Genomic DNA, 18,260 nt, shown 5'->3' on the forward strand with positions numbered 1-18,260 from the left:
TCCCACAGGCATAATTGGCCCGAAACAAACGTAGGAGCGAGCAAAGCTCGCGATGCGCCGCGCGGGCGGCGCTCGATTTGCGCTCCACCAAAGAGCTCACGCCGAGCCTCTAGGCTGCTTGGGTAGCTCAGCGCTTGCGCAGAATCACGCTACCGATCGAATAGCCCGCGCCGAACGAACTCAGTACCCCCAACGCCCCTTCGGCCAAGTCATCCTGGTACAGATGGAAGGCGATCACCGAACCTGCCGAGCTGGTGTTGGCATAGCGATCGAGAATGACCGGTGCCTCGTCCTCGCTCACCTCGCGCCCCAGCAGTTTCTTGACGATCAGGTGGTTCATGCTCAGGTTGGCCTGGTGCAGCCAGAAGCGCTTGACATCGGAAGGCTGCAGGTCGTTTTCACTCAGGTGCTTGCCGATCAGCTCAGCGACCATCGGGCAGACTTCCCGGAATACCTTACGCCCCTCCTGCACGAACAATTTGTCCGGCGCACCCACACCCTCTTCAGCCGCACGGTTGAGGAAGCCGAAATTGTTGCGGATGTTGTTCGAGAAGGCGGTCTGCAGCTTGGTGCCCAGAATGTCGAATTGATGCGCGGATGTGGCCTTGTCGGCGCGCTCGACCAGCACCGCCGTGGCGGCATCACCGAAAATGAAGTGGCTGTCGCGGTCGCGGAAGTTGAGGTGCCCGGTGCAGATCTCCGGGCTGACCACCAGCAGCGCCCGTGCCTGGCCCAGCTGCACGCTGTTGGCAGCGGTCTGGATGCCGAACGTGGCCGACGAGCAGGCCACATTCATGTCGAAGGCAAAACCCTCGATACCCAGCGCTTGCTGCACTTCGATGGCGATGGCCGGGTAAGGGCGCTGCAGGTTGGAGCAGGCGACGATTACCCCATCGACATCCGCCGCAGTACGGCCAGCGCGCTCCAGGGCCTGGCGCGCAGCGGCCACACCCATTTCACAAAGGATCGACTGCTCGTCGTTGGAGCGCTCAGGCAGGCGCGGTTTCATGCGCTGCGGGTCGAGGATACCGGCCTTGTCCATGACGAAACGGCTTTTGATGCCCGAGGCCTTCTCGATGAAGGCAGCGTCTGAAACCGGCGCTGCTTCCACCTCGCCACGCTCGATGGCAGCGGCGTTGGCCTGGTTGTATTGCGCTGACCAGGCATTGAAAGAGGCCACCAGTTCTTCGTTGGAAATGCTCTGGGCCGGGGTATACAGGCCGGTGCCGCTGATGACGACGTTATGCACGATCGATCCTCTGCTCAAAGGCCATCGCCACGGGGCGTTGGCTCGGAATATGACAGAATAATGGCACTTTAGTACCAGATTCGAGGCGAGAGTTGTGCCCTCGATCGCGATCGAGCCACCCCTACAGAACGCTGTTATTCACTGCAGGAGCGGACTCGTCCGCGATGGGCCGCAAAGCGGCCCCCAAATTCACTGGAGTGTGCCACAAATCAAGGAAGTTAGCCTTCCACCTGGCTCCACTGTTTGCTCAATCTTTTGTCGGAAATCGGCACCTTGGTACCCAACTGCTGGGCAAACAGCGATACCCGGTACTCCTCGAGCAACCAACGGTACAACGCCAACTGTTCATCGCGCTTGCCTTCCTGAGCATGCTTGTCGGCCCGCGCCTTGTACTGCGCCCACAGGTTGGCCAACTCACCACTCCAGACCCGGTCCTTCTGCACTTGGCTGCCAAGTTTCTCGAGGCGCAACTCCACAGCTTTGAGGTAGCGCGGCAGTTCCTTGAACCAGGCAGCCGGGGTTTCCCGCACGAAGCCTGGGTAGACCAGATTGGCCAGCTGTTGTTTGATGTCGTTCAGCGCCACCGCCTGGCTCAGGTCGATCTTGCCCTTGAAGCGCTTCTGCAGGCCGTGCCACAGTTTGAGCACTTCCAGCGTCTGCCGGGCCAGGCGCTCGGCGTGCTCGGCCCAGCTGCCACGCTTGCGCTCGGCCAGCCCGGCGAGGGCGGCGCCGTCACGCGGCAACGTCGCTTCACCGTCTAGGATGCAGCTGTCCAGGCTCGCCAGCAGAATATCCTCGACCAGCGCCTCGACCCGGCCCAGCTCACGGTACAGCAGCCCCAGCTCGGTCAGCCCCGGCAGCTTGCCACGCAGGAACTTGGCAGGCTCGGCCAACTGTTGCAGCAACAGGCGCTGCAGGGCACGACGGTGCTGGAACTCGGCTTCGGCCTGAGTCGAGAAGCGCCCCTCACGTACGCTGCCATTCTCTTCCACCAACGCTGGGTAAACCGTCATCGACAGGCCAGCGATGTTCTGCTGCGCGGTCTGCTTGACCTCACTGAAGGCTTTGGCCTGCACCGGTTGCTCGCTCTTCTCGGTGCGCGGCACGGCCAAGGCAGCTTGGCTGGCGGCGGCAAAGCGCGCAGTCAGCTCGGCAAGGTCGCGGCCTTCGCCGAGGAATTTGCCCTGGCCATCGACCACCTCGATGTTCATGCGCAGGTGGCCTTCGACCAGGTTGACCGACTCGACCCAGGCCTCATCGGGCACACGTGCGCCGGTCATGCGCAGCAGCTCCTGGCCCAAGGCCTGTGGCAGTGCCCCCTGGCCGAAGCTCATGCGCGCCAGCGAAGCTTTGACGAAGTCCGGCACCGGCACGAAGTTCTTGCGCAGGGCCTTGGGCAGGTTACGCACCAGCGCTACGCACTTGGCTTCCAGCAGCCCTGGCACCAGCCATTCCAGGCGCTCGCCCGGCAGGCTTGGCAGCAGTGGTGCCGGCACCCGCACGGTCACACCATCACGCGAGTGACCCGGCTCGAAGTGATAGCTCAGCGGCAGGCGCAGCTCACCGACCTGCATGCTGTCGGGGTACTGCGCGGCGGTCACCTCACTGGCCTCGCGGGCAAGCACGTCTTCCTCGCGCATGATCAGCAGGTTCGGGTCCTTCTGGCTGTTCATGCGGTACCAGGCATCGAAGGTCGCGGTCTGGTGGATTTCAGCCGGCAGACGGGCTTCGTAGAAGGCGTACAGGGTTTCTTCGTCGGCCAGAATGTCACGCCGGCGGGCTTTGGCTTCCAGCTCGTCGAGCTCTTCGAGCAAGCGCTTGTTGGCAGCCAGGCACTTGGCCCGCGATTGGATCTCACCGCCCACCAGGGCTTCGCGGATGAATATCTCACGCGATGTGACCGGGTCGATCGGGCCAAAATGCACCGGACGGCGGCCCACCAGGATCAGGCCATACAGGGTGATTTGCTCATAAGCCACAACCTGCCCGCGCTTTTTCTCCCAGTGGGGCTCGAAGTGGTTCTTCTTGATCAAGTGAGTTGCCAACGGCTCGATCCAGTCAGGCTCGATTTTGGCCACCATGCGCGCATAGAGCTTGGTGGTTTCCACCAGCTCGGCGGCCATTACCCACTGCGGGCGCTTACGGCCAATGCCAGAAGAGGGGTGCACCCAGAAGCGCCGCTGGCGAGCCCCCTGGTAATCACCCTCTTCGGTCTTGTGGCCGATCTGGCTGAGCAGGCCGCTAAGAATTGCCTTGTGTACCTTCTGGTAGTCAGAAGGCTCCTTGTTGACCGGCAACTGCAGCTCGCGGCAAATCAGCGACAATTGCCGATGGGCATCGCGCCACTCGCGCAGGCGCAGGTAGTTGAGGAAATGCTTGCGGCACCAGTTGCGCAGCGGGCTGGAGGTCAGCGCCTGGCGTTGCTCTTCGAACCCGCGCCATAGGTTGACCAACGCGGCGAAGTCGGTATCAGCGTCCCTCCACTGGGCATGTGCCTGGTCGGCCGCCTGCTGGCGCTCCGGCGGGCGCTCGCGAGGGTCCTGCACCGACAGTGCGCTGGTCACGATCAGCACTTCCTGCAGGCTGCCCTGGCGCGCACCTTCAAGCAGCATGCGGCCCAGCCGTGGGTCGATCGGCAGGCGCGCCAACTGGCGGCCGATGGGCGTCAGCTGGTTCTCGCGATTGACCGCCGACAATTCCTGCAGCAGGTTGAAACCGTCACTGATCGCCTTGCCATCCGGCGGCTCGATGAATGGGAAGGCATCGATGGCGCCCAGGCGCAGGTGCAGCATCTGCAAAATCACCGCCGCCAGGTTGGTACGCAGAATCTCGGGGTCGGTGAAAGCCGGCCGGCCGTTGAAGTCGTCTTCGCTGTACAAGCGAATGCAGATCCCCGGCTCGACTCGGCCACACCGCCCTTTGCGCTGGTTGGCGCTGGCCTGCGAAACCGCCTCGATGGGCAGACGCTGGACCTTGGCGCGGTAACTGTAGCGGCTGATGCGGGCGGTGCCGCTGTCGATCACGTAACGGATACCGGGGACGGTCAAGGAAGTTTCCGCCACGTTGGTGGCCAGCACCACCCTGCGCCCGCTGTGCGACTGGAAGATCCGCTGCTGTTCAGCTGGCGACAGGCGCGCGTACAGCGGCAGAATCTCGGTGTGGCGTAGTTGCGCCTTACGCAGAATTTCTGCCGCGTCGCGGATTTCCCGCTCGCCCGGCAGGAATACCAACACATCGCCAGGCCCCTTGCCGACGCTGCGCTCGTGCTGGGCGATCTCGTCGAGCGAAGCAAGAATGGCCTGATCCACTGTGAGGTCGTCTTCGACCTGGTTGCCCTCCTCGTCCTGCTCGCTGGCCAACGGCCGATACCAGGTGTCCACCGGGAACGTACGCCCAGACACCTCGATGATCGGAGCATTGTCGAAGTGCTTGGAGAAGCGCTCCAGGTCGATGGTCGCCGAGGTGATGATCAACTTCAGCTCCGGGCGCCGGTGCAGCAGGGTCTTGAGGTAGCCAAGCAGGAAATCGATGTTCAGGCTGCGCTCGTGGGCCTCGTCGACGATGATCGTGTCGTAGCGCTCGAGAAAACGGTCGTGCTGGGTTTCGGCCAGCAGAATACCGTCGGTCATCAGCTTGACCAGGGTGTTGGCATCGCTCTGGTCTTCGAACCGCACCTGATAACCGACCAGCCCGCCCAGCGGCGTACCAAGCTCCTCGGCAACCCGGGCAGCGACACTGCGCGCGGCGATGCGTCTGGGTTGGGTGTGGGCGATCAGGCCATGGCTGCCGCGGCCCAGTTCCAGGCAGATCTTGGGCAACTGCGTGGTCTTGCCCGAACCCGTTTCGCCAGCGATCACCAGGACCTGATGTTCCGAAAGTGCCTGCTTGATCTCGTCACGCTTGGCAGCAATCGGCAGGCTGTCGTCGTAGCGAATGGTCGGCACACTTTGCTGGCGGGCGGTGACTTGGGCGCAGGAGGCCTGAACCTTTTCCACCCACTGCGCCAGCTTGACCTCGTCGGGGCGTTTGCGCAGTTCATGCAATTGCCGGCGCAGGCGATGGCGCTCGGCGATCATGGCGTGGTCGAGGTTTTGCAGCAGTTTATCGATGGCTTGGTCAGTCATGGGGCTTTTTAGTGATGCAGGTGAGCCTGCTGTTTCATGATCGTCATGCGGAAAGTCCGGCGATTGTGGCAGATTTACCGGCGCTCTGCTGCCTGGACCTGCCCTTTGGCTGGTAATCCCGCTTGCACGAGGTTGCACGCTTTCTGATCAACGATCCGATACAAGGGATCTGGTGTCGGATTTTTTTGGGGTTCAATCTGAGCCTTTTGGCGCCTGTGAGATCGAGCGCCGCCCGAGAGCTCACGCCAAGCCTCTAGGCTTGAATGAACAGCATTACCCCCAGGCAGCGCGAATGTTTAGCCAAGCCCGATGTGAAGGTTGCCATTCACTGCTTTAATCAACCTTAAGCCGCATGTGAGTATCAAGGGCATGATTCCCGTCCAGACCATCGCCCCACCGTCGTCCCGCCCTTCGCTTACGAAGGCCCGGTCCCACGCCGGTGAAAATCCGCTGGTCCATGTGATTCTCGCCTTCTGGGCCTTGTGGCACTGCCGCCACGCCCGCCCACCAGATGTCTCGCTCACGCCTTTGTGACCCAATGCGGCCGTAGCCTGGCCGTTTGACTCAAATGGACCGCGCCCTTGCGCAGGTCCCATGCGCCTGTGAGCGACACCATCATGCACTTTGCACCTGTAGAGCACGCCAGCCGTTTCCTGGCAGAAAACCCCGATATCGAACTGTTCGAGCTGTTCATCCTCGACGCCAACGGCGTGCCCCGCGGCAAGCTGTTGCACCGTGACGAATTGCTCGCCGTGTACCAGAGCGGTAGGCCGCTGCCAAGCACCATCCTGGGGCTGACGCTAAATGGCGACGACGTGGAAAATTCCGGGCTGGTCTGGGATGTGGGCGATATCGACTGCCGCGCCTACCCGCTGGCTGGCAGCTTGGTACGCTTGCCCTGGCGTCGGGTGCCGACCGCCGCGGTACAGGTCAGCATGCACCCCAGCGAAGGGCTGCCAGCCAGCGTTGCCGACCCTCGCCATGTGCTGCTACGCACCATCGATGCGCTGAAGGCCGACGGTTATCACCCAGTGATGGCCTGCGAGCTGGAGTTCTACCTGCTCGACCAGAAGCGTGATGCCCAGGGCTACCCGCAGCCGGCGCTGGACAACGACGGCGGCCGCCCGCGCAATACTCAGGTTTACGGCCTGCGCGAGCTGGAACAGATCGAGCCGTTTCTTGCCGACCTCTATGCCGCATGCAAGGCCCAAGGTATCCCTGCGCGCACGGCAATTTCCGAATATGCACCCGGCCAGGTGGAGATCACCCTGGAGCATGGCGATGCGCTGCAAGCGATGGACCAGGCCGTGCGCTACAAGCGCCTGGTCAAGGGTGTGGCCCACGCCCACGGCATGCAGGCCTGCTTCATGGCCAAGCCGTTCGCCCACCTGGCAGGCACTGGCATGCACATGCACCTGAGCTTGGCTGACGCTGCTGGCAACAACTTGTTCGCCAGCCAAGACAAAGCTGGCACTCCCCTACTGCGCCAAGCGGTGGCCGGGATGCTCCGCCACCTGCGTGACTCGCTGCTGCTGTTCTGCCCCAACGCCAACTCGTTTCGCCGTTTCCAGGCCAATAGCTACGCACCTTTGGCACCTACCTGGGGTGTCGACAACCGCACCGTGAGCCTGCGCGTGCCCGGTGGCCCGGCCAGCAGCCGGCACATCGAACACCGGATCTGTGGCGCCGATGCCAACCCATACCTGGCCGCGGCCGCCATTCTGGCGGCCAGCCATCGCGGCATTCGCGAGCGTCTGGACCCAGGTGCACCGGTCGAAGGTAACGGTTATGCCCAGGCAACCGAGCACCTGCCTACCGACTGGCTGACCGCGCTGGACGCCCTGGAGCGCTCGCACTGGGCGCGCGAAGCGCTGGGCGAGCGCTTTCTCGACGTCTACCTGAAGGTCAAGCGCGCCGAGTACCGACAGTTCATGGCCGAAGTCAGCGAACAGGACTGGCGCTGGTACCTGCGCCAGGCCTGAGCCTTACCCATTCAGAACAAGGAACACCGATGAACGCAGCATTGAACAAAGGCCCGGCGCAGCGCGCGCCGTCCTATTACAGCGCCACCCTGAACGATCACAGCGCATACCCACAGCTCAAGGGCACGGTGCAAGCCGATGTGGCCATCATCGGCGGTGGCTTCACAGGCGTCGCCACTGCGGTGGAATTGGCCGAGCGCGGCCTGAAGGTGGCGATCATCGAAACCAACCGTATAGGCTGGGGCGCCAGTGGCCGCAACGGCGGCCAGGTTACTGGCAGCTTGTCAGGTGACGAGGCCATGCGTACGCAGATGCGCAACCATCTGGGCGCTGAGGTCGATGATTTCATCTGGCACCTGCGTTGGCGTGGGCACCAGATCATCGAACAGCGGGTCGAGCGCTATGGCATCGATTGCGACCTCAAGCGCGGGCACCTGCATGCCGCCATGAAACCATCACACATGCAGGAACTGCGCGAGTTCCAGGCCGAGGCCGAGCGCCGTGGCATGGGCGACAAGGTTCAACTGCTCGACCGCGAAGGGGTGGCCGCGCATCTACAGAGCCCGCTGTACCTCGGCGCACTCAAGAACATGCGCAACCTGCATCTGCACCCGCTCAACCTGTGCCTGGGCGAAGCCCGAGCGGCCCACAGCTTGGGCGCGCTGATTTTCGAGAATTCCGAAGTTCTGGACATCGTTCACGGCCCACGCCCGGCGGTGGTGACCGCCCACGGCCGGGTCGAAGCACGCCAGGTGATGCTCGCGGGCGACGTGTACCACAAGCTGGAGAAACGCCAGCTCAAAGGCAAGATCTTCCCCGCCATGGGCGGTATCGTCACCACCGCGCCGCTGGGTGAACTGGCCCAACAGATCAACCCACAGGACCTGGCGGTGTACGACTGCCGCTTCGTGCTCGACTATTATCGCCTGACCGCCGACAAGCGCCTGTTGTTCGGCGGCGGGGCCAACTACTCGGGTAAGGACTCGCGGGATATCGAAGGTGAACTGCGCCCTTGCATCGAGCGCACCTTCCCAGCGCTCAAAGGGATACCGATCGAGTTTCAGTGGAGCTGCGCGATGGGCATCGTGGTCAATCGCATCCCGCAACTGGGCAAGCTGTCGGACAATGTGTGGTACTGCCAGGGCTACTCTGGGCACGGCATCGCCACCAGCCACATCATGGGCGAGATCATGGCCGAAGCATTGACCGGAACGCTGGAGAAATTCGACACCTTCGCCCAGTGCAAACACGTGCGTGTGCCGATGGGAGACTTGCTGGGCAACCCACTGCTGGCGGCGGGAATGTGGTACTACCAGATGCTGGAGAAACTGCGCTGATCGCTCTGGCCTCTTCGCCGGTTCACCCGCGAGGAGGCCAGCAACGCCGCCCGAAATTCAGAGGATCAGGCGATCTTCTTCAAGCCCTGCTTTTTCAGTTCTTCATCGCGTAGTTCACGGCGCAGGATCTTGCCGACGTTGGTGGTCGGCAACACATCGCGGAACTCGATGTAGCGCGGCACCTTGTATCCGGTGACGTTGGCGCGCATGTGTTCCATCACCTGCTCCTTGGTGACCGTCATGCCAGGCTTGACCACGATGAATACCTTGATTACCTCACCCGACTTCTCGTCCGGCACACCGATGGCGGCGCACTGCAGCACGCCCGGCAAGCCAGCGAGCACATCTTCGAGCTCGTTGGGGTACACGTTGAAGCCTGAAACCAAGATCATGTCTTTCTTGCGATCGACGATACGCATATAGCCATCGGGCTGGATCAAGGCGATATCGCCAGTCTTGAGCCAACCGTCACTGTCGAGGATCTCACGGGTGGCATCCTCTCGCTGCCAGTAGCCCTTCATGACCTGCGGGCCCTTGACGCACAGCTCGCCGGTTTGGCCCAGTGGCAATTCGTTGCCGGCATCGTCGATGATCTTGCACAGGGTCGAGGGCACCGGGATGCCGATGGTACCCACCTGGTTAGCTTCGGACGGGTTCACCGCCGCCACCGGGCTGGTTTCGGTCATGCCGTAGCCTTCGCAGATGGCGCAGCCGGTCACGCTTTTCCAGCGTTCGGCGACGCTCAACTGCAATGCCATGCCACCGGACAAGGTGATTTTCAGTGCCGAGAAGTCCAAGGCACGAAATGCATCGTTATTGCACAACGCAACAAACAGCGTGTTCAGGCCAACGAAACCGCTGAACTTCCATTTGCTCAGCTCCTTGACCATGGCAGGTAGGTCACGTGGGTTACTGATCAGCACGTTGTGGTTGCCGATCAGCATCATCGCCATGCAGTGGAAGGTGAAAGCGTAGATGTGGTAAAGCGGCAACGGGGTGATGAGGATCTCGCAACCTTCATGCAGGTTGGCGCCCATCAGCGCACGGCACTGCAGCATGTTTGCCACCAGGTTGCGGTGGGTCAGCATTGCCCCCTTTGCCACGCCAGTGGTACCGCCGGTGTACTGCAGCACGGCCACGTCATTGGCTTGCGGGTTAGCTTCGGTGACCGGCTGGCCATTGCCAAGCGCCAAAGCATCGTTGAAGCGCACGGCGCGCGGCAGGTTATAGGCCGGCACCATTTTCTTCACGTACTTGATCACGCTGTTGATCAGCAGGCGCTTGAGGGGGGGGAGCAAGTCGGCCACTTCGGTGACGATGACGTGCTTGACCTGGGTCTTGGGTACTACCTTTTCGGCCAGATGTGCCATATTGGCCAGGCAAACCAGGGCCTTGGCGCCGGAGTCGTTGAACTGATGCTCCATCTCGCGTGCGGTGTAGAGCGGGTTGGTGTTGACCACGATCAAGCCAGCGCGCATCGCGCCGAATACGGCTACAGGGTATTGCAGGACATTGGGCAGCTGAACGGCAATGCGATCACCTGGCTTGAGGTCTGTGTGCTGCTGCAGCCAGGCCGCGAAAGCGCCTGAGAGCGTATACAGTTCGCCGTAGGTGATGGTCTTGCCCAGGTTGCTAAAGGCCGGTTTATTGGCAAAGCGTTGGCAGGATTGCTTGAGTACCGCCTGGATATTGGGGAATTCGTCAGGATTGATTTCCGCCGTAATCCCGGCTGGGTATTTATCCTTCCAAAAATTTTCGATCATGGAAGCCCACTCCTTCAGCAACAGCGAAGTTCGATTCACGCGTCGATGCGTTTATTATTGATATGTGATGAGGGTTCGTTGCAAACCGGATCATCTGAAAGCGGCCCGAGAGTAACAGCTTTAAATAGGGTCGCCTAGAGGCCATAACCGGCCTTGCAGTCACAAAAATGACTCAATGAACGATATAGGTCATTTTTAGAGTAATTGACCAAAATGTCGCAAATCAGCCTGAAAGCAGCCCGCTAGAGCTGCTTGGGTTCATTGGGCGTCAGGCGATATCACGCAACTCTCGGCGTAGAATCTTGCCCACCGGGGTCATCGGTAGCGATTCACGTACCACAATGTGTTTAGGGACTTTGTAGCCGGTGAAGTTGGCCTTGCAGTAGGCCTTCAAGTCATCGACGTTCACCCCCCCTTCACGGGCGACTACGAACAGCTTCACCGCCTCCCCGGAGCGCTCGTCAGGTACGCCGATGGCCGCGCAGTTGGCGACCTGCGGATGGCCCATGACCACCTCTTCGATTTCATTGGGGTAAACGTTGAAGCCCGAGACGATGATCATGTCCTTCTTGCGATCGACGATGCGGGTGAAACCGTCCGGGTCGATCACCGCGATGTCGCCGGTTTTGAACCAACCCTCGGCATCCAGTGCCTGCGCCGTGGCCTCCGGCTGCTGCCAGTAACCCTTCATCACCTGTGGGCCCTTGATGCACAACTCGCCACGCTCACCCAGAGGTTGTTCGTTGCCATCATCATCGATGACCTTGAACGCTGTGCCTGCTACCGGTATACCCACGGTGCCGAGGCGCGCCAGCTTGCCGTAGGGGTTGGTGCTGGCCACAGGTGAGGTTTCGGTCAGGCCATAACCCTCGACGATGCGGCAGCCCGTGAGTGCCTCCCAGCGCTCGGCAGTGGCTTTGACCAACGCCGTACCCCCTGAGTTGGTGACTTTCAGTGCCGAAAAGTCCAGCTGGCGGAAGCCCGGATGGTCCATCAATGCGACGAACAAGGTGTTGAGCCCCAGCAGCGCAGAAAAACGCCACTTGCCCAGCTCCTTGATGAACCCAGGGATGTCCCGTGGGTTGGTGATGAGCACGTTGTGATTGCCGGTCACCATCATGCACATGCAGTTCGCGGTGAAGGCATAGATGTGGTACAGCGGCAATGGCGCAATCATCACTTCCTGCCCGTCTTTGATCAGCCGCTGGCCGTCCGGGCCATGCTGGGAAAAGCACGCCAGCACCTGCAGCATGTTGGCTACCAGGTTGCCATGGGTGAGCATCGCGCCTTTGGCCAGGCCCGTGGTGCCACCGGTGTACTGCAGCACGGCGATGTCGTCCAGCGACTGCGGCACCGGTTTGTGCGCAAGGCTGCGGCCATCACGCAATACCTGCTTGAACGCAATGGCTTGGGGCAGGTGGTAGGCCGGGACCATTTTCTTCAGCTTGTCGACCACAGTGTTGACCAGCCAGCCTTTGGCCGTGGGCAGTAGATCCCCCATCTTCGCCTCGATCAGGTAATCGATCGCGGTGTCGGGCAACACCTCCTGGACGCGCTTGCCGAACATGTTCAGGTACACCAGGGCGCGGGCGCCGGAATCCTTGAACTGGTGGCGCATTTCGCGCTCTGTGTACAGCGGGTTGGTGTTGACCACGATCAACCCGGCGCGCAGGGCGCCGAACACGGCAATGGGATACTGCAGCACGTTGGGCATCTGCACTGCGATGCGGTCCCCTGGCTTGAGGTCAGTGTGCTGCTGCAACCAGGCCGCGAAAGCGGCCGAATGGCGCTCGAGCTCTGCATAGTTCAGGGTCACTCCGAGGTTGCTGAAGGCCGGGCGCTCGGCGAAGCGCTCGCAAGAGCGCTCGAACACCTCGACGACCGACCCATAGGCGTCAAGGTCGATGGAGGAAGGCACGCCCTCGGGGCGTTTGTCGTTCCAGAAGTCGGCTTGCATTTATTATTGTTCCTCTGCCTGAGACCGCATCGATTCCTTGCCCTGTGTGTCAGGTGACATAAGGGCGTTGAGCCGACGTTAGCAGGTAAGCCCGAGGTGGCATATACGCCAAGTGCCGCCATTAACATTGTGAATCTTATTTGTGCCCTACCTGCAATTGGGCCGGTTGTGCATACACTGTGCGGTAATCTTAGCGAAGGAATGGCCATGCCCTATGACGCCTACTGGCTGCCAGCCAGCGACCATTGCCGGCTGTACGTGCACCAATGGCGGCCAGCCACGCCGGCCAAGGCCGTGGTGCTGCTGGCCCACGGCATGGCTGAGCATGGCGGGCGCTACCAGCGCCTGGGCCAAGCCCTCTCCGACGCCGGCTACGCATTGGTGGCGCCAGACCAGCGCGGCCACGGGCGCACCGCCGAGCATGGCAGTTTAGGCCTTTTTGCCCGCGAACATGGCTGGGATGCCGTGGTCAACGACCTCGGCTTGCTGGCCCAGCACATCGCTCAGCAATTTCCCTGCACCCCTGTTTTTTTATTCGGCCACAGCATGGGCAGTTACATCGCGCAGGCCTACCTCATCCACCACAGCGCCAGCTTGTACGGGGCGATACTCAGTGGCTCGAACCTGCAACCTGTCGCGCTGTACCGGGCGGCGCGCCTGATTGCGCGCATTGAGGCCTGGCGCCAGGGGCCAACGGGCAAGAGTGCCCTGATCGAGTGGCTGTCGTTCGGTTCATTCAACAATGCCTTCAAGCCCAACCGCACGGCTTTCGACTGGCTCAGCCGCGACCCGGCCGATGTGGACAAGTACGTCAACGACCCGCTCTGTGGCTTTCGCTGCACCAACCAGCTATGGCTCGACCTGCTGCAAGGGCTGGCGAACATCAGCATGACGTCCAACCTGGCGCAGATCGACCCGAACCTGCCGGTGCTGATAATTGGCGGCGAATGTGATCCGGTGAGTGCCGGCAAGCGTCTTACCCATCTGGCCGATGCCTTGCGCGCGACCGGCAATCGACATGTACAGTTGCGCGTCTATGCTGACGCGCGGCATGAGATGCTCAACGAAACCAATCGGGACGAGGTCACCGCCGACATCCTCGCATGGCTTGAGCAGGCCCTGGCACTCGGCCGCCCTGCTCGCAGCGAATGATATCGGCCTTGTCCGCTCATCAAGGAAACGCCAATGACCCAGGTCACCAACACGCCTTACGAAGCTTTGGAAGTCGGCCAGAAAGCCACCTACGACAAGTCTGTCGAAGAACGCGATATCCAGCTGTTCGCCGCCATGTCCGGTGACCACAACCCGGTGCACCTGGATGCCGAGTTCGCCGCCAAAAGCATGTTCAAAGAGCGCATTGCCCACGGTATGTTCAGTGGTGCGCTGATCAGCGCCGCCGTGGCCTGCACGCTGCCGGGCCCTGGCACCATTTACCTGGGCCAGCAAATGAGCTTCCAGAAGCCGGTGAAAATCGGCGACACGCTGACCGTGCGTTTGGAAATTCTGGAGAAGCTGCCCAAGTTCAAGGTCCGTATCGCCACGAACGTCTACAACCAGAACGATGAGCTGGTTGTCGAGGGGGTGGCCGAAATCTTGGCACCGCGCAAGCAACAGACAGTGGAGCTTGTATCGCCACCGAATTTCATTGCCAGCTGAGCGCCGCTGTGAGCGTGTTCGCCTGAGAACGCGCTCCCTTGCGCCCCATTCAGGCAACTGTCTTGGTGGCCTGTGTCTGCCTCTTCGCTAAAGCCGCTCCCACACCGACCGTGCACCTACACTAGCTGGCTCAAGCGCTTTTCGATGTGCCGCCGCTCAGGTGCCTGGCGGGCCAACGCGAGTGCCTTCTGCCACGCCGCTCGCGCCTGCTCGACCTGCCCCAAGTCCTGATGCAACTGGGCCTGCGCCGCATGCGCCAAGTGATAGTCGCGCAACTCGCCGGCCGCCAGAAGCGCCTGCACCGCGTCCAGGCCGGCTTGCGGCCCGTCACGCTTGGCCAATGCCACTGCACGGTTGAGCGCCACGACGGCTGAAGGCCAATGCTGTAGCAAAACATCGTACAGCGCCAAGATTTGCCCCCAGTCCGTCTCTTGCGCAGTTGCCGCCTCAGCGTGCACCGCTGCGATCGCCGCCTGCACGCTGTAGGCTCCAAAGTCCCGGCGGCCAAGAGCCAGGCGCACCAGTTCGCACCCCTCGGTGATCTGTTCGCGGTTCCACAGGCCGCGGTCCTGCTGATCGAGCAACACCAGATTACCGTCGGCATCGCTGCGGGCACGCTGGCGCGAAGCCTGCAACAGCATGAGCGCAAGCAACCCTATGGCCTCGGCGTCCGGCAGCAGTTGCACCAGTAGCCGGCCCAGGCGTATAGCCTCGTCGCATAGCGCCTGCTGAACCAAGGCCTGGCCTGAGGAGGCCGAATAACCTTCGTTGAAAACCAGATAGATCACCCGCAGCACGCTCTCCAGACGCTCGGGCAGCGCGTGCAGGTCCGGGACCTGATATGCAATACCGGCATCGCGAATCTTCGCCTTGGCACGGACGATGCGCTGAGCGATGGTCGCAGGGCTTTGCAAAAAAGCCCGGGCGATTTGCTCGGTGCTCAAGTCGCAGACTTCGCGCAGGGTGAGTGGCACCTGGGCATCGGCCGCCAGGGCTGGGTGGCAGCAGGTGAAGATCAATCGCAGGCGGTCATCGACCAGCAGTTCTTCCTCACTAGGGTCTTGTGCATGGCCTTCGGTCAGCATGATCAGATCAGCTTGAGCGCGGTCAAGACGGGCCCGCCTGCGCAGCGCGTCGATGGCTTTGAAACGCCCAGCCGAAACCAACCAGGCCCGCGGATTGTCAGGAATACCATCATGCTGCCAGCGCTGCACCGCGATAAAGAACGCTTCATGCAAGGCCTCCTCGGCGAGATCGAAATCCCCCAGCAACCGGATCAGCGTCGCCAGGATACGCCGCGAGTCACGCCGGTACACGCTTTCGACTTCGGCACGCACCTCCTCCTGCGCCAACACCGGCATCAGTCCGGCATCCGCTGGGTCACGACCTCGACAAGGCGATCCAGGCTTTCACCCCAACCCTGATGGAAACCCATTTCTTCATGGGCGCGGCTGTCGGCCGCATTCCAGTGCCAGGCACGGGCGGTATAGCGGGTTTTGCCGTGCTCTTCGTCAAAGCTGATCACCGCTGTCATGAACGCCTTGGGCGAAGGTACCCAGCCTGGCCCGAAGGCATCGGTGAAAACCAGACGGCGCGGCGCGGCAATCTCCAGAAACACCCCTTGGCTTGGGTATTCGCTGCCATCCGGGGCACGCATCAGGGTACGGAACAGGCCGCCGACCCACAGCTGCATCTCACATTCAGCAGTGGTCATGCCATGTGGCCCCCACCACTGCATCAGCCATTGAGGCTCGGTCCAGGCGCGGAACACTTTGGCAGGCGGCGCATCGATCAAGCGGGTGATGACCAGCTCATGCTGCGCGGGTGCGTGTTGAGCAAGGGACATTGTTGTTCTCCGTTGCTGTTAGGGTTGCAGTTCGCGTATCGGTCTGACTTCCACGCTGCCAACCCGCGCAGCCGGAATGCCCTTGGCGATGTTCAGCGCCTCGTCCAGGTCCTGGGCATCGACCAGGTAGAAACCGGCGAGCTGCTCTTTGGTTTCAGCGAACGGCCCATCGGTGATACTCATCCGCCCGCCACGCATGCGCACGGTGGTAGCGGTCTGCACGGGTTTGAGCGCCTCGGCCGCAACGATGCGCCCGCCGGCATGCAGCGATTGCGCATAGGCCAGGCATTCGGCGTCTTCAGGGCTGTCAGGCAGGCTGTGCAGCAGCCCCTCATCACAATAGACCAGGCACAGGTATTTCATGGGCGTCTCCAGGCGTTGGCAACTTGCATTTGGCGATAGCCGATCAAGGCTTGAGATCGAACAGTGCTTTCTGAGTTTGCATGTCGAACGGCGCCGACCAGTGTTCGTGGATCACCTGCCACTGACCGCCGGCCTTGCGGTAGGCGACGGTCACGCGGATATACCCGCACTGGCTCTGGTCATCCTCAGGGCCGCAGCGGTTGAGCCAATGGGCCAACGCCAGCTCGGCCTCGGCATGCACGGTCAGTTGTGAGCGTTCGAAGACCATCGGGCCTGTGCACATACCCATGCACATTTCCCAATGCGCCTGGTACGCGGCTTTGCCCTTGAATTGCAACGAAGCGATGGCGTCGAAGGCCACGATGTCATCGGCATATGGCGCGGTGATCCGGGGGATGTCGCGATCACGCACGGCCTGCATCCAAAGGTCGATCAGTTGACGGATTTCTGTTTCGGCTGAGGTATTCATCACAGGGCGCTCCGATCGATCATCAGCGGTACAGGGCTGCCCTGTACCTTCAGATCTTGGTCGAACGGCAGCAGGCCAAATCGACAGGCGCTGAGAACATTTTTTCAAACCGCCATAGCCGCCCTCTAATGGCTGGCGAGGATGAATTCACGATAGCCAGAAATGATCACATACACCGCGAAGTAGCAGAAAATTGCAGCTGACAACAGGTAAGACCACGTCAGCAGTCGGTCACCCAGCAAGCGCCCACCGTGGCTGGCCATAGCGCACAGGCCCATGCACCAGACCAGCCCTGCGCAGAAGAAGCCCCCTAGAAAAAGCCCAGCATCCAGCGCACTACCGCCACCGGAGCGGGAGATCAGCACGCCCCCGACGGCCGCGAACCAGAGGATCGCGCTGGGCGACGACATGGCCAGAAAGATGCCCCGCAGAAACTCGCGCCAGCCAGGCTCAACCACCACCTGCGCACTGGCATCCATGTGGCCGCCACGCCAAGCCGCCCACAACATCCTGACGGCGAACCACACCAGCAAGGCGGAGCCGCCAATCCACAGCGTCCAACGAACGCTTTCGAACTGCAACAGCACGGTCATGCCCGCCAGTGCCGCAACGGCGTAGATCAAGTCGCCCACGCACGTTCCCAAGCCGAGCCAGAAGCCCTGCATGAAGCCGCGTTGCATCGCCAGGGTGATCATGGCGATATTGGCGACGCCAATGTCCAGGCACAAGGAAAGGCTAAGAAGAAAACCGTTGGAAAATGGCATTGAATACTCGGAGTCTGGGGCGATCTGGGAGGTAATGCGGGCGGGGACGAGCCTGCTAGCGCGCGGTGTTTGACTGGCCGGCGAGCACTTAGGCGTAGCGGTCACGATCTACATCGGCACCGCTCGGCGTGATTGGCCCAGCAGCCCAACGTTCGGCCCAGAGTGGCCAGACGCGCTGAGGCCTCGGCGGGGTGTGCTGGTGAACGAAAATCGGCGGCTTTGCGAAGGCGTGGAGGTCGAACATGTCGATCATCCCTATCGGTACGTAAGGCACCGATCCTAAACGCCCTGAGCGCGTTTGGTAAGGCCAATGATGCCCTGACGCCCCTTGGCGGGGCGGCAGGGCATTGCGCCCATCACCCTTGCTGGCAACCTTCACCCATCGCCCGATACTGGATGGTGTGTACCTGGCCCTGATGGTCTTCGTACGTCATGGTTGCTGGCACCACTTCACAGACATTAGGGATGGTTGAGAGATTGATCACTCGCTTGATGTCGAGGTTCATGGAGTAGTCGTACTGTTGGGCTACAGGCTCACTGGAGACCGGTTGGGCCTCATCAGCGAGGGCGAGCGACGACATACCGACCAGTGCAAGAATCAGTAATGCTTTCATGGGAATTGACCTTTATAACAGTCTAGCTGATCGCGTGACTTCTAATGCCGTCAATGGCGCGGAGAAGTTGTCATCCTCGGCGAAGATGACACGAAGTACCGATCCCGCTTCATCTACTACGGGGGGATGCCTAGAA

General features: G+C 61.5%; 14 protein-coding genes. 4 read left to right on the plus strand and 10 right to left on the minus strand.

Features of this window, described 5'->3' with window-relative positions; all coding sequences use genetic code 11:
- Nucleotides 1–127: 127 nt before the first annotated feature.
- Together ACK59H_RS12955 and hrpA are read right to left on the minus strand one after the other, a co-directional pair.
- The gene (locus tag ACK59H_RS12955) at nt 128–1,249 is read right to left on the minus strand and encodes a beta-ketoacyl-ACP synthase III (RefSeq protein ID WP_060480630.1); all 1,122 of its coding nucleotides are present in this window, start codon (nt 1,247–1,249) and stop codon (nt 128–130) included.
- A gap of 218 nt (nt 1,250–1,467) precedes the next feature.
- Complete coding sequence (gene hrpA / locus ACK59H_RS12960; protein WP_060480629.1) at nt 1,468–5,373, minus strand: ATP-dependent RNA helicase HrpA; 3,906 nt, start codon at nt 5,371–5,373, stop codon at nt 1,468–1,470.
- 617 nt (nt 5,374–5,990) lie between these two features.
- On the opposite strand from hrpA, the gene ACK59H_RS12965 reads away from it, so the two are divergent.
- Nucleotides 5,991–7,355: a glutamine synthetase family protein gene (locus ACK59H_RS12965; RefSeq protein WP_060479868.1), complete on the plus strand. Its 1,365-nt coding sequence runs from the start codon at nt 5,991–5,993 to the stop codon at nt 7,353–7,355.
- A 29-nt stretch (nt 7,356–7,384) separates the two neighbouring features.
- On the plus strand, nt 7,385–8,692 hold the full coding sequence (locus tag ACK59H_RS12970; protein ID WP_060479864.1) for an FAD-binding oxidoreductase: 1,308 nt from the start codon (nt 7,385–7,387) through the stop codon (nt 8,690–8,692).
- A 65-nt stretch (nt 8,693–8,757) separates the two neighbouring features.
- Here ACK59H_RS12970 and fadD1 read toward each other — a convergent pair whose 3' ends face one another.
- Nucleotides 8,758–10,455, minus strand: a complete 1,698-nt coding sequence (gene fadD1, locus ACK59H_RS12975; RefSeq protein WP_060479863.1) for a long-chain-fatty-acid--CoA ligase FadD1 — start codon at nt 10,453–10,455, stop codon at nt 8,758–8,760.
- 268 nt (nt 10,456–10,723) lie between these two features.
- Nucleotides 10,724–12,412, minus strand: a complete 1,689-nt coding sequence (gene fadD2 / locus ACK59H_RS12980; RefSeq protein WP_060479862.1) for a long-chain-fatty-acid--CoA ligase FadD2 — start codon at nt 12,410–12,412, stop codon at nt 10,724–10,726.
- A gap of 207 nt (nt 12,413–12,619) precedes the next feature.
- On the opposite strand from fadD2, the gene ACK59H_RS12985 reads away from it, so the two are divergent.
- Nucleotides 12,620–13,564: an alpha/beta hydrolase gene (locus ACK59H_RS12985; RefSeq protein WP_060479861.1), complete on the plus strand. Its 945-nt coding sequence runs from the start codon at nt 12,620–12,622 to the stop codon at nt 13,562–13,564.
- A gap of 33 nt (nt 13,565–13,597) precedes the next feature.
- A complete protein-coding gene (locus ACK59H_RS12990) occupies nt 13,598–14,068 on the plus strand; it encodes a MaoC family dehydratase (protein ID WP_060479860.1) in 471 nt (156 codons plus the stop codon).
- Between the two features lie 116 nt (nt 14,069–14,184).
- On the opposite strand, the gene ACK59H_RS12995 is transcribed toward ACK59H_RS12990, so the two are convergent.
- From ACK59H_RS12995 to ACK59H_RS13020, 6 genes are all read right to left on the minus strand, one after another.
- Complete coding sequence (locus ACK59H_RS12995; protein ID WP_060479859.1) at nt 14,185–15,429, minus strand: RNA polymerase sigma factor; 1,245 nt, start codon at nt 15,427–15,429, stop codon at nt 14,185–14,187.
- Nucleotides 15,429–15,914 carry an SRPBCC family protein gene (locus ACK59H_RS13000; protein ID WP_060479858.1) on the minus strand — a complete coding sequence of 162 codons (486 nt, stop codon included), beginning with the start codon at nt 15,912–15,914 and terminating at the stop codon, nt 15,429–15,431. The genes ACK59H_RS12995 and ACK59H_RS13000 overlap by 1 nt, the downstream gene beginning before the upstream one ends.
- A gap of 18 nt (nt 15,915–15,932) precedes the next feature.
- Nucleotides 15,933–16,277, minus strand: coding sequence for a YciI family protein (locus ACK59H_RS13005; protein ID WP_060479857.1), 345 nt, complete (start codon nt 16,275–16,277; stop codon nt 15,933–15,935).
- A 43-nt stretch (nt 16,278–16,320) separates the two neighbouring features.
- Nucleotides 16,321–16,746 (minus strand): YybH family protein, encoded by a 426-nt coding sequence (locus ACK59H_RS13010; RefSeq protein WP_409264479.1) that lies wholly within the window; start codon nt 16,744–16,746, stop codon nt 16,321–16,323.
- A 125-nt stretch (nt 16,747–16,871) separates the two neighbouring features.
- Entirely contained in the window at nt 16,872–17,510 is a 639-nt protein-coding gene (locus ACK59H_RS13015; protein ID WP_060479855.1) for a LysE family translocator, read from the minus strand.
- Nucleotides 17,511–17,866: 356 nt separating this feature from the next.
- Entirely contained in the window at nt 17,867–18,124 is a 258-nt protein-coding gene (locus ACK59H_RS13020; RefSeq protein ID WP_060479854.1) for a DUF2790 domain-containing protein, read from the minus strand.
- Nucleotides 18,125–18,260 lie beyond the last annotated feature (136 nt).

Origin of the sequence: Pseudomonas sp. KCJK9000, assembly GCF_046230725.1 — a bacterium.
GTDB classification, from domain to species: Bacteria; Pseudomonadota; Gammaproteobacteria; order Pseudomonadales; family Pseudomonadaceae; genus Aquipseudomonas; species Aquipseudomonas promysalinigenes.

What these genes read in the sequence shown, in the direction of transcription:
- hrpA (WP_060480629.1), bottom strand. Translation starts at nt 5,373, where the DNA reads ATGACTGACCAAGCCATCGATAAACTGCTGCAAAACCTCGACCACGCC.
- ACK59H_RS12965 (WP_060479868.1), top strand. Translation starts at nt 5,991, where the DNA reads ATGCACTTTGCACCTGTAGAGCACGCCAGCCGTTTCCTGGCAGAAAAC.
- ACK59H_RS12970 (WP_060479864.1), top strand. Translation starts at nt 7,385, where the DNA reads ATGAACGCAGCATTGAACAAAGGCCCGGCGCAGCGCGCGCCGTCCTAT.
- fadD1 (WP_060479863.1), bottom strand. Translation starts at nt 10,455, where the DNA reads ATGATCGAAAATTTTTGGAAGGATAAATACCCAGCCGGGATTACGGCG.
- fadD2 (WP_060479862.1), bottom strand. Translation starts at nt 12,412, where the DNA reads ATGCAAGCCGACTTCTGGAACGACAAACGCCCCGAGGGCGTGCCTTCC.
- ACK59H_RS12985 (WP_060479861.1), top strand. Translation starts at nt 12,620, where the DNA reads ATGCCCTATGACGCCTACTGGCTGCCAGCCAGCGACCATTGCCGGCTG.
- ACK59H_RS12990 (WP_060479860.1), top strand. Translation starts at nt 13,598, where the DNA reads ATGACCCAGGTCACCAACACGCCTTACGAAGCTTTGGAAGTCGGCCAG.
- ACK59H_RS12995 (WP_060479859.1), bottom strand. Translation starts at nt 15,429, where the DNA reads ATGCCGGTGTTGGCGCAGGAGGAGGTGCGTGCCGAAGTCGAAAGCGTG.
- ACK59H_RS13000 (WP_060479858.1), bottom strand. Translation starts at nt 15,914, where the DNA reads ATGTCCCTTGCTCAACACGCACCCGCGCAGCATGAGCTGGTCATCACC.
- ACK59H_RS13005 (WP_060479857.1), bottom strand. Translation starts at nt 16,277, where the DNA reads ATGAAATACCTGTGCCTGGTCTATTGTGATGAGGGGCTGCTGCACAGC.
- ACK59H_RS13010 (WP_409264479.1), bottom strand. Translation starts at nt 16,746, where the DNA reads ATGAATACCTCAGCCGAAACAGAAATCCGTCAACTGATCGACCTTTGG.
- ACK59H_RS13015 (WP_060479855.1), bottom strand. Translation starts at nt 17,510, where the DNA reads ATGCCATTTTCCAACGGTTTTCTTCTTAGCCTTTCCTTGTGCCTGGAC.
- ACK59H_RS13020 (WP_060479854.1), bottom strand. Translation starts at nt 18,124, where the DNA reads ATGAAAGCATTACTGATTCTTGCACTGGTCGGTATGTCGTCGCTCGCC.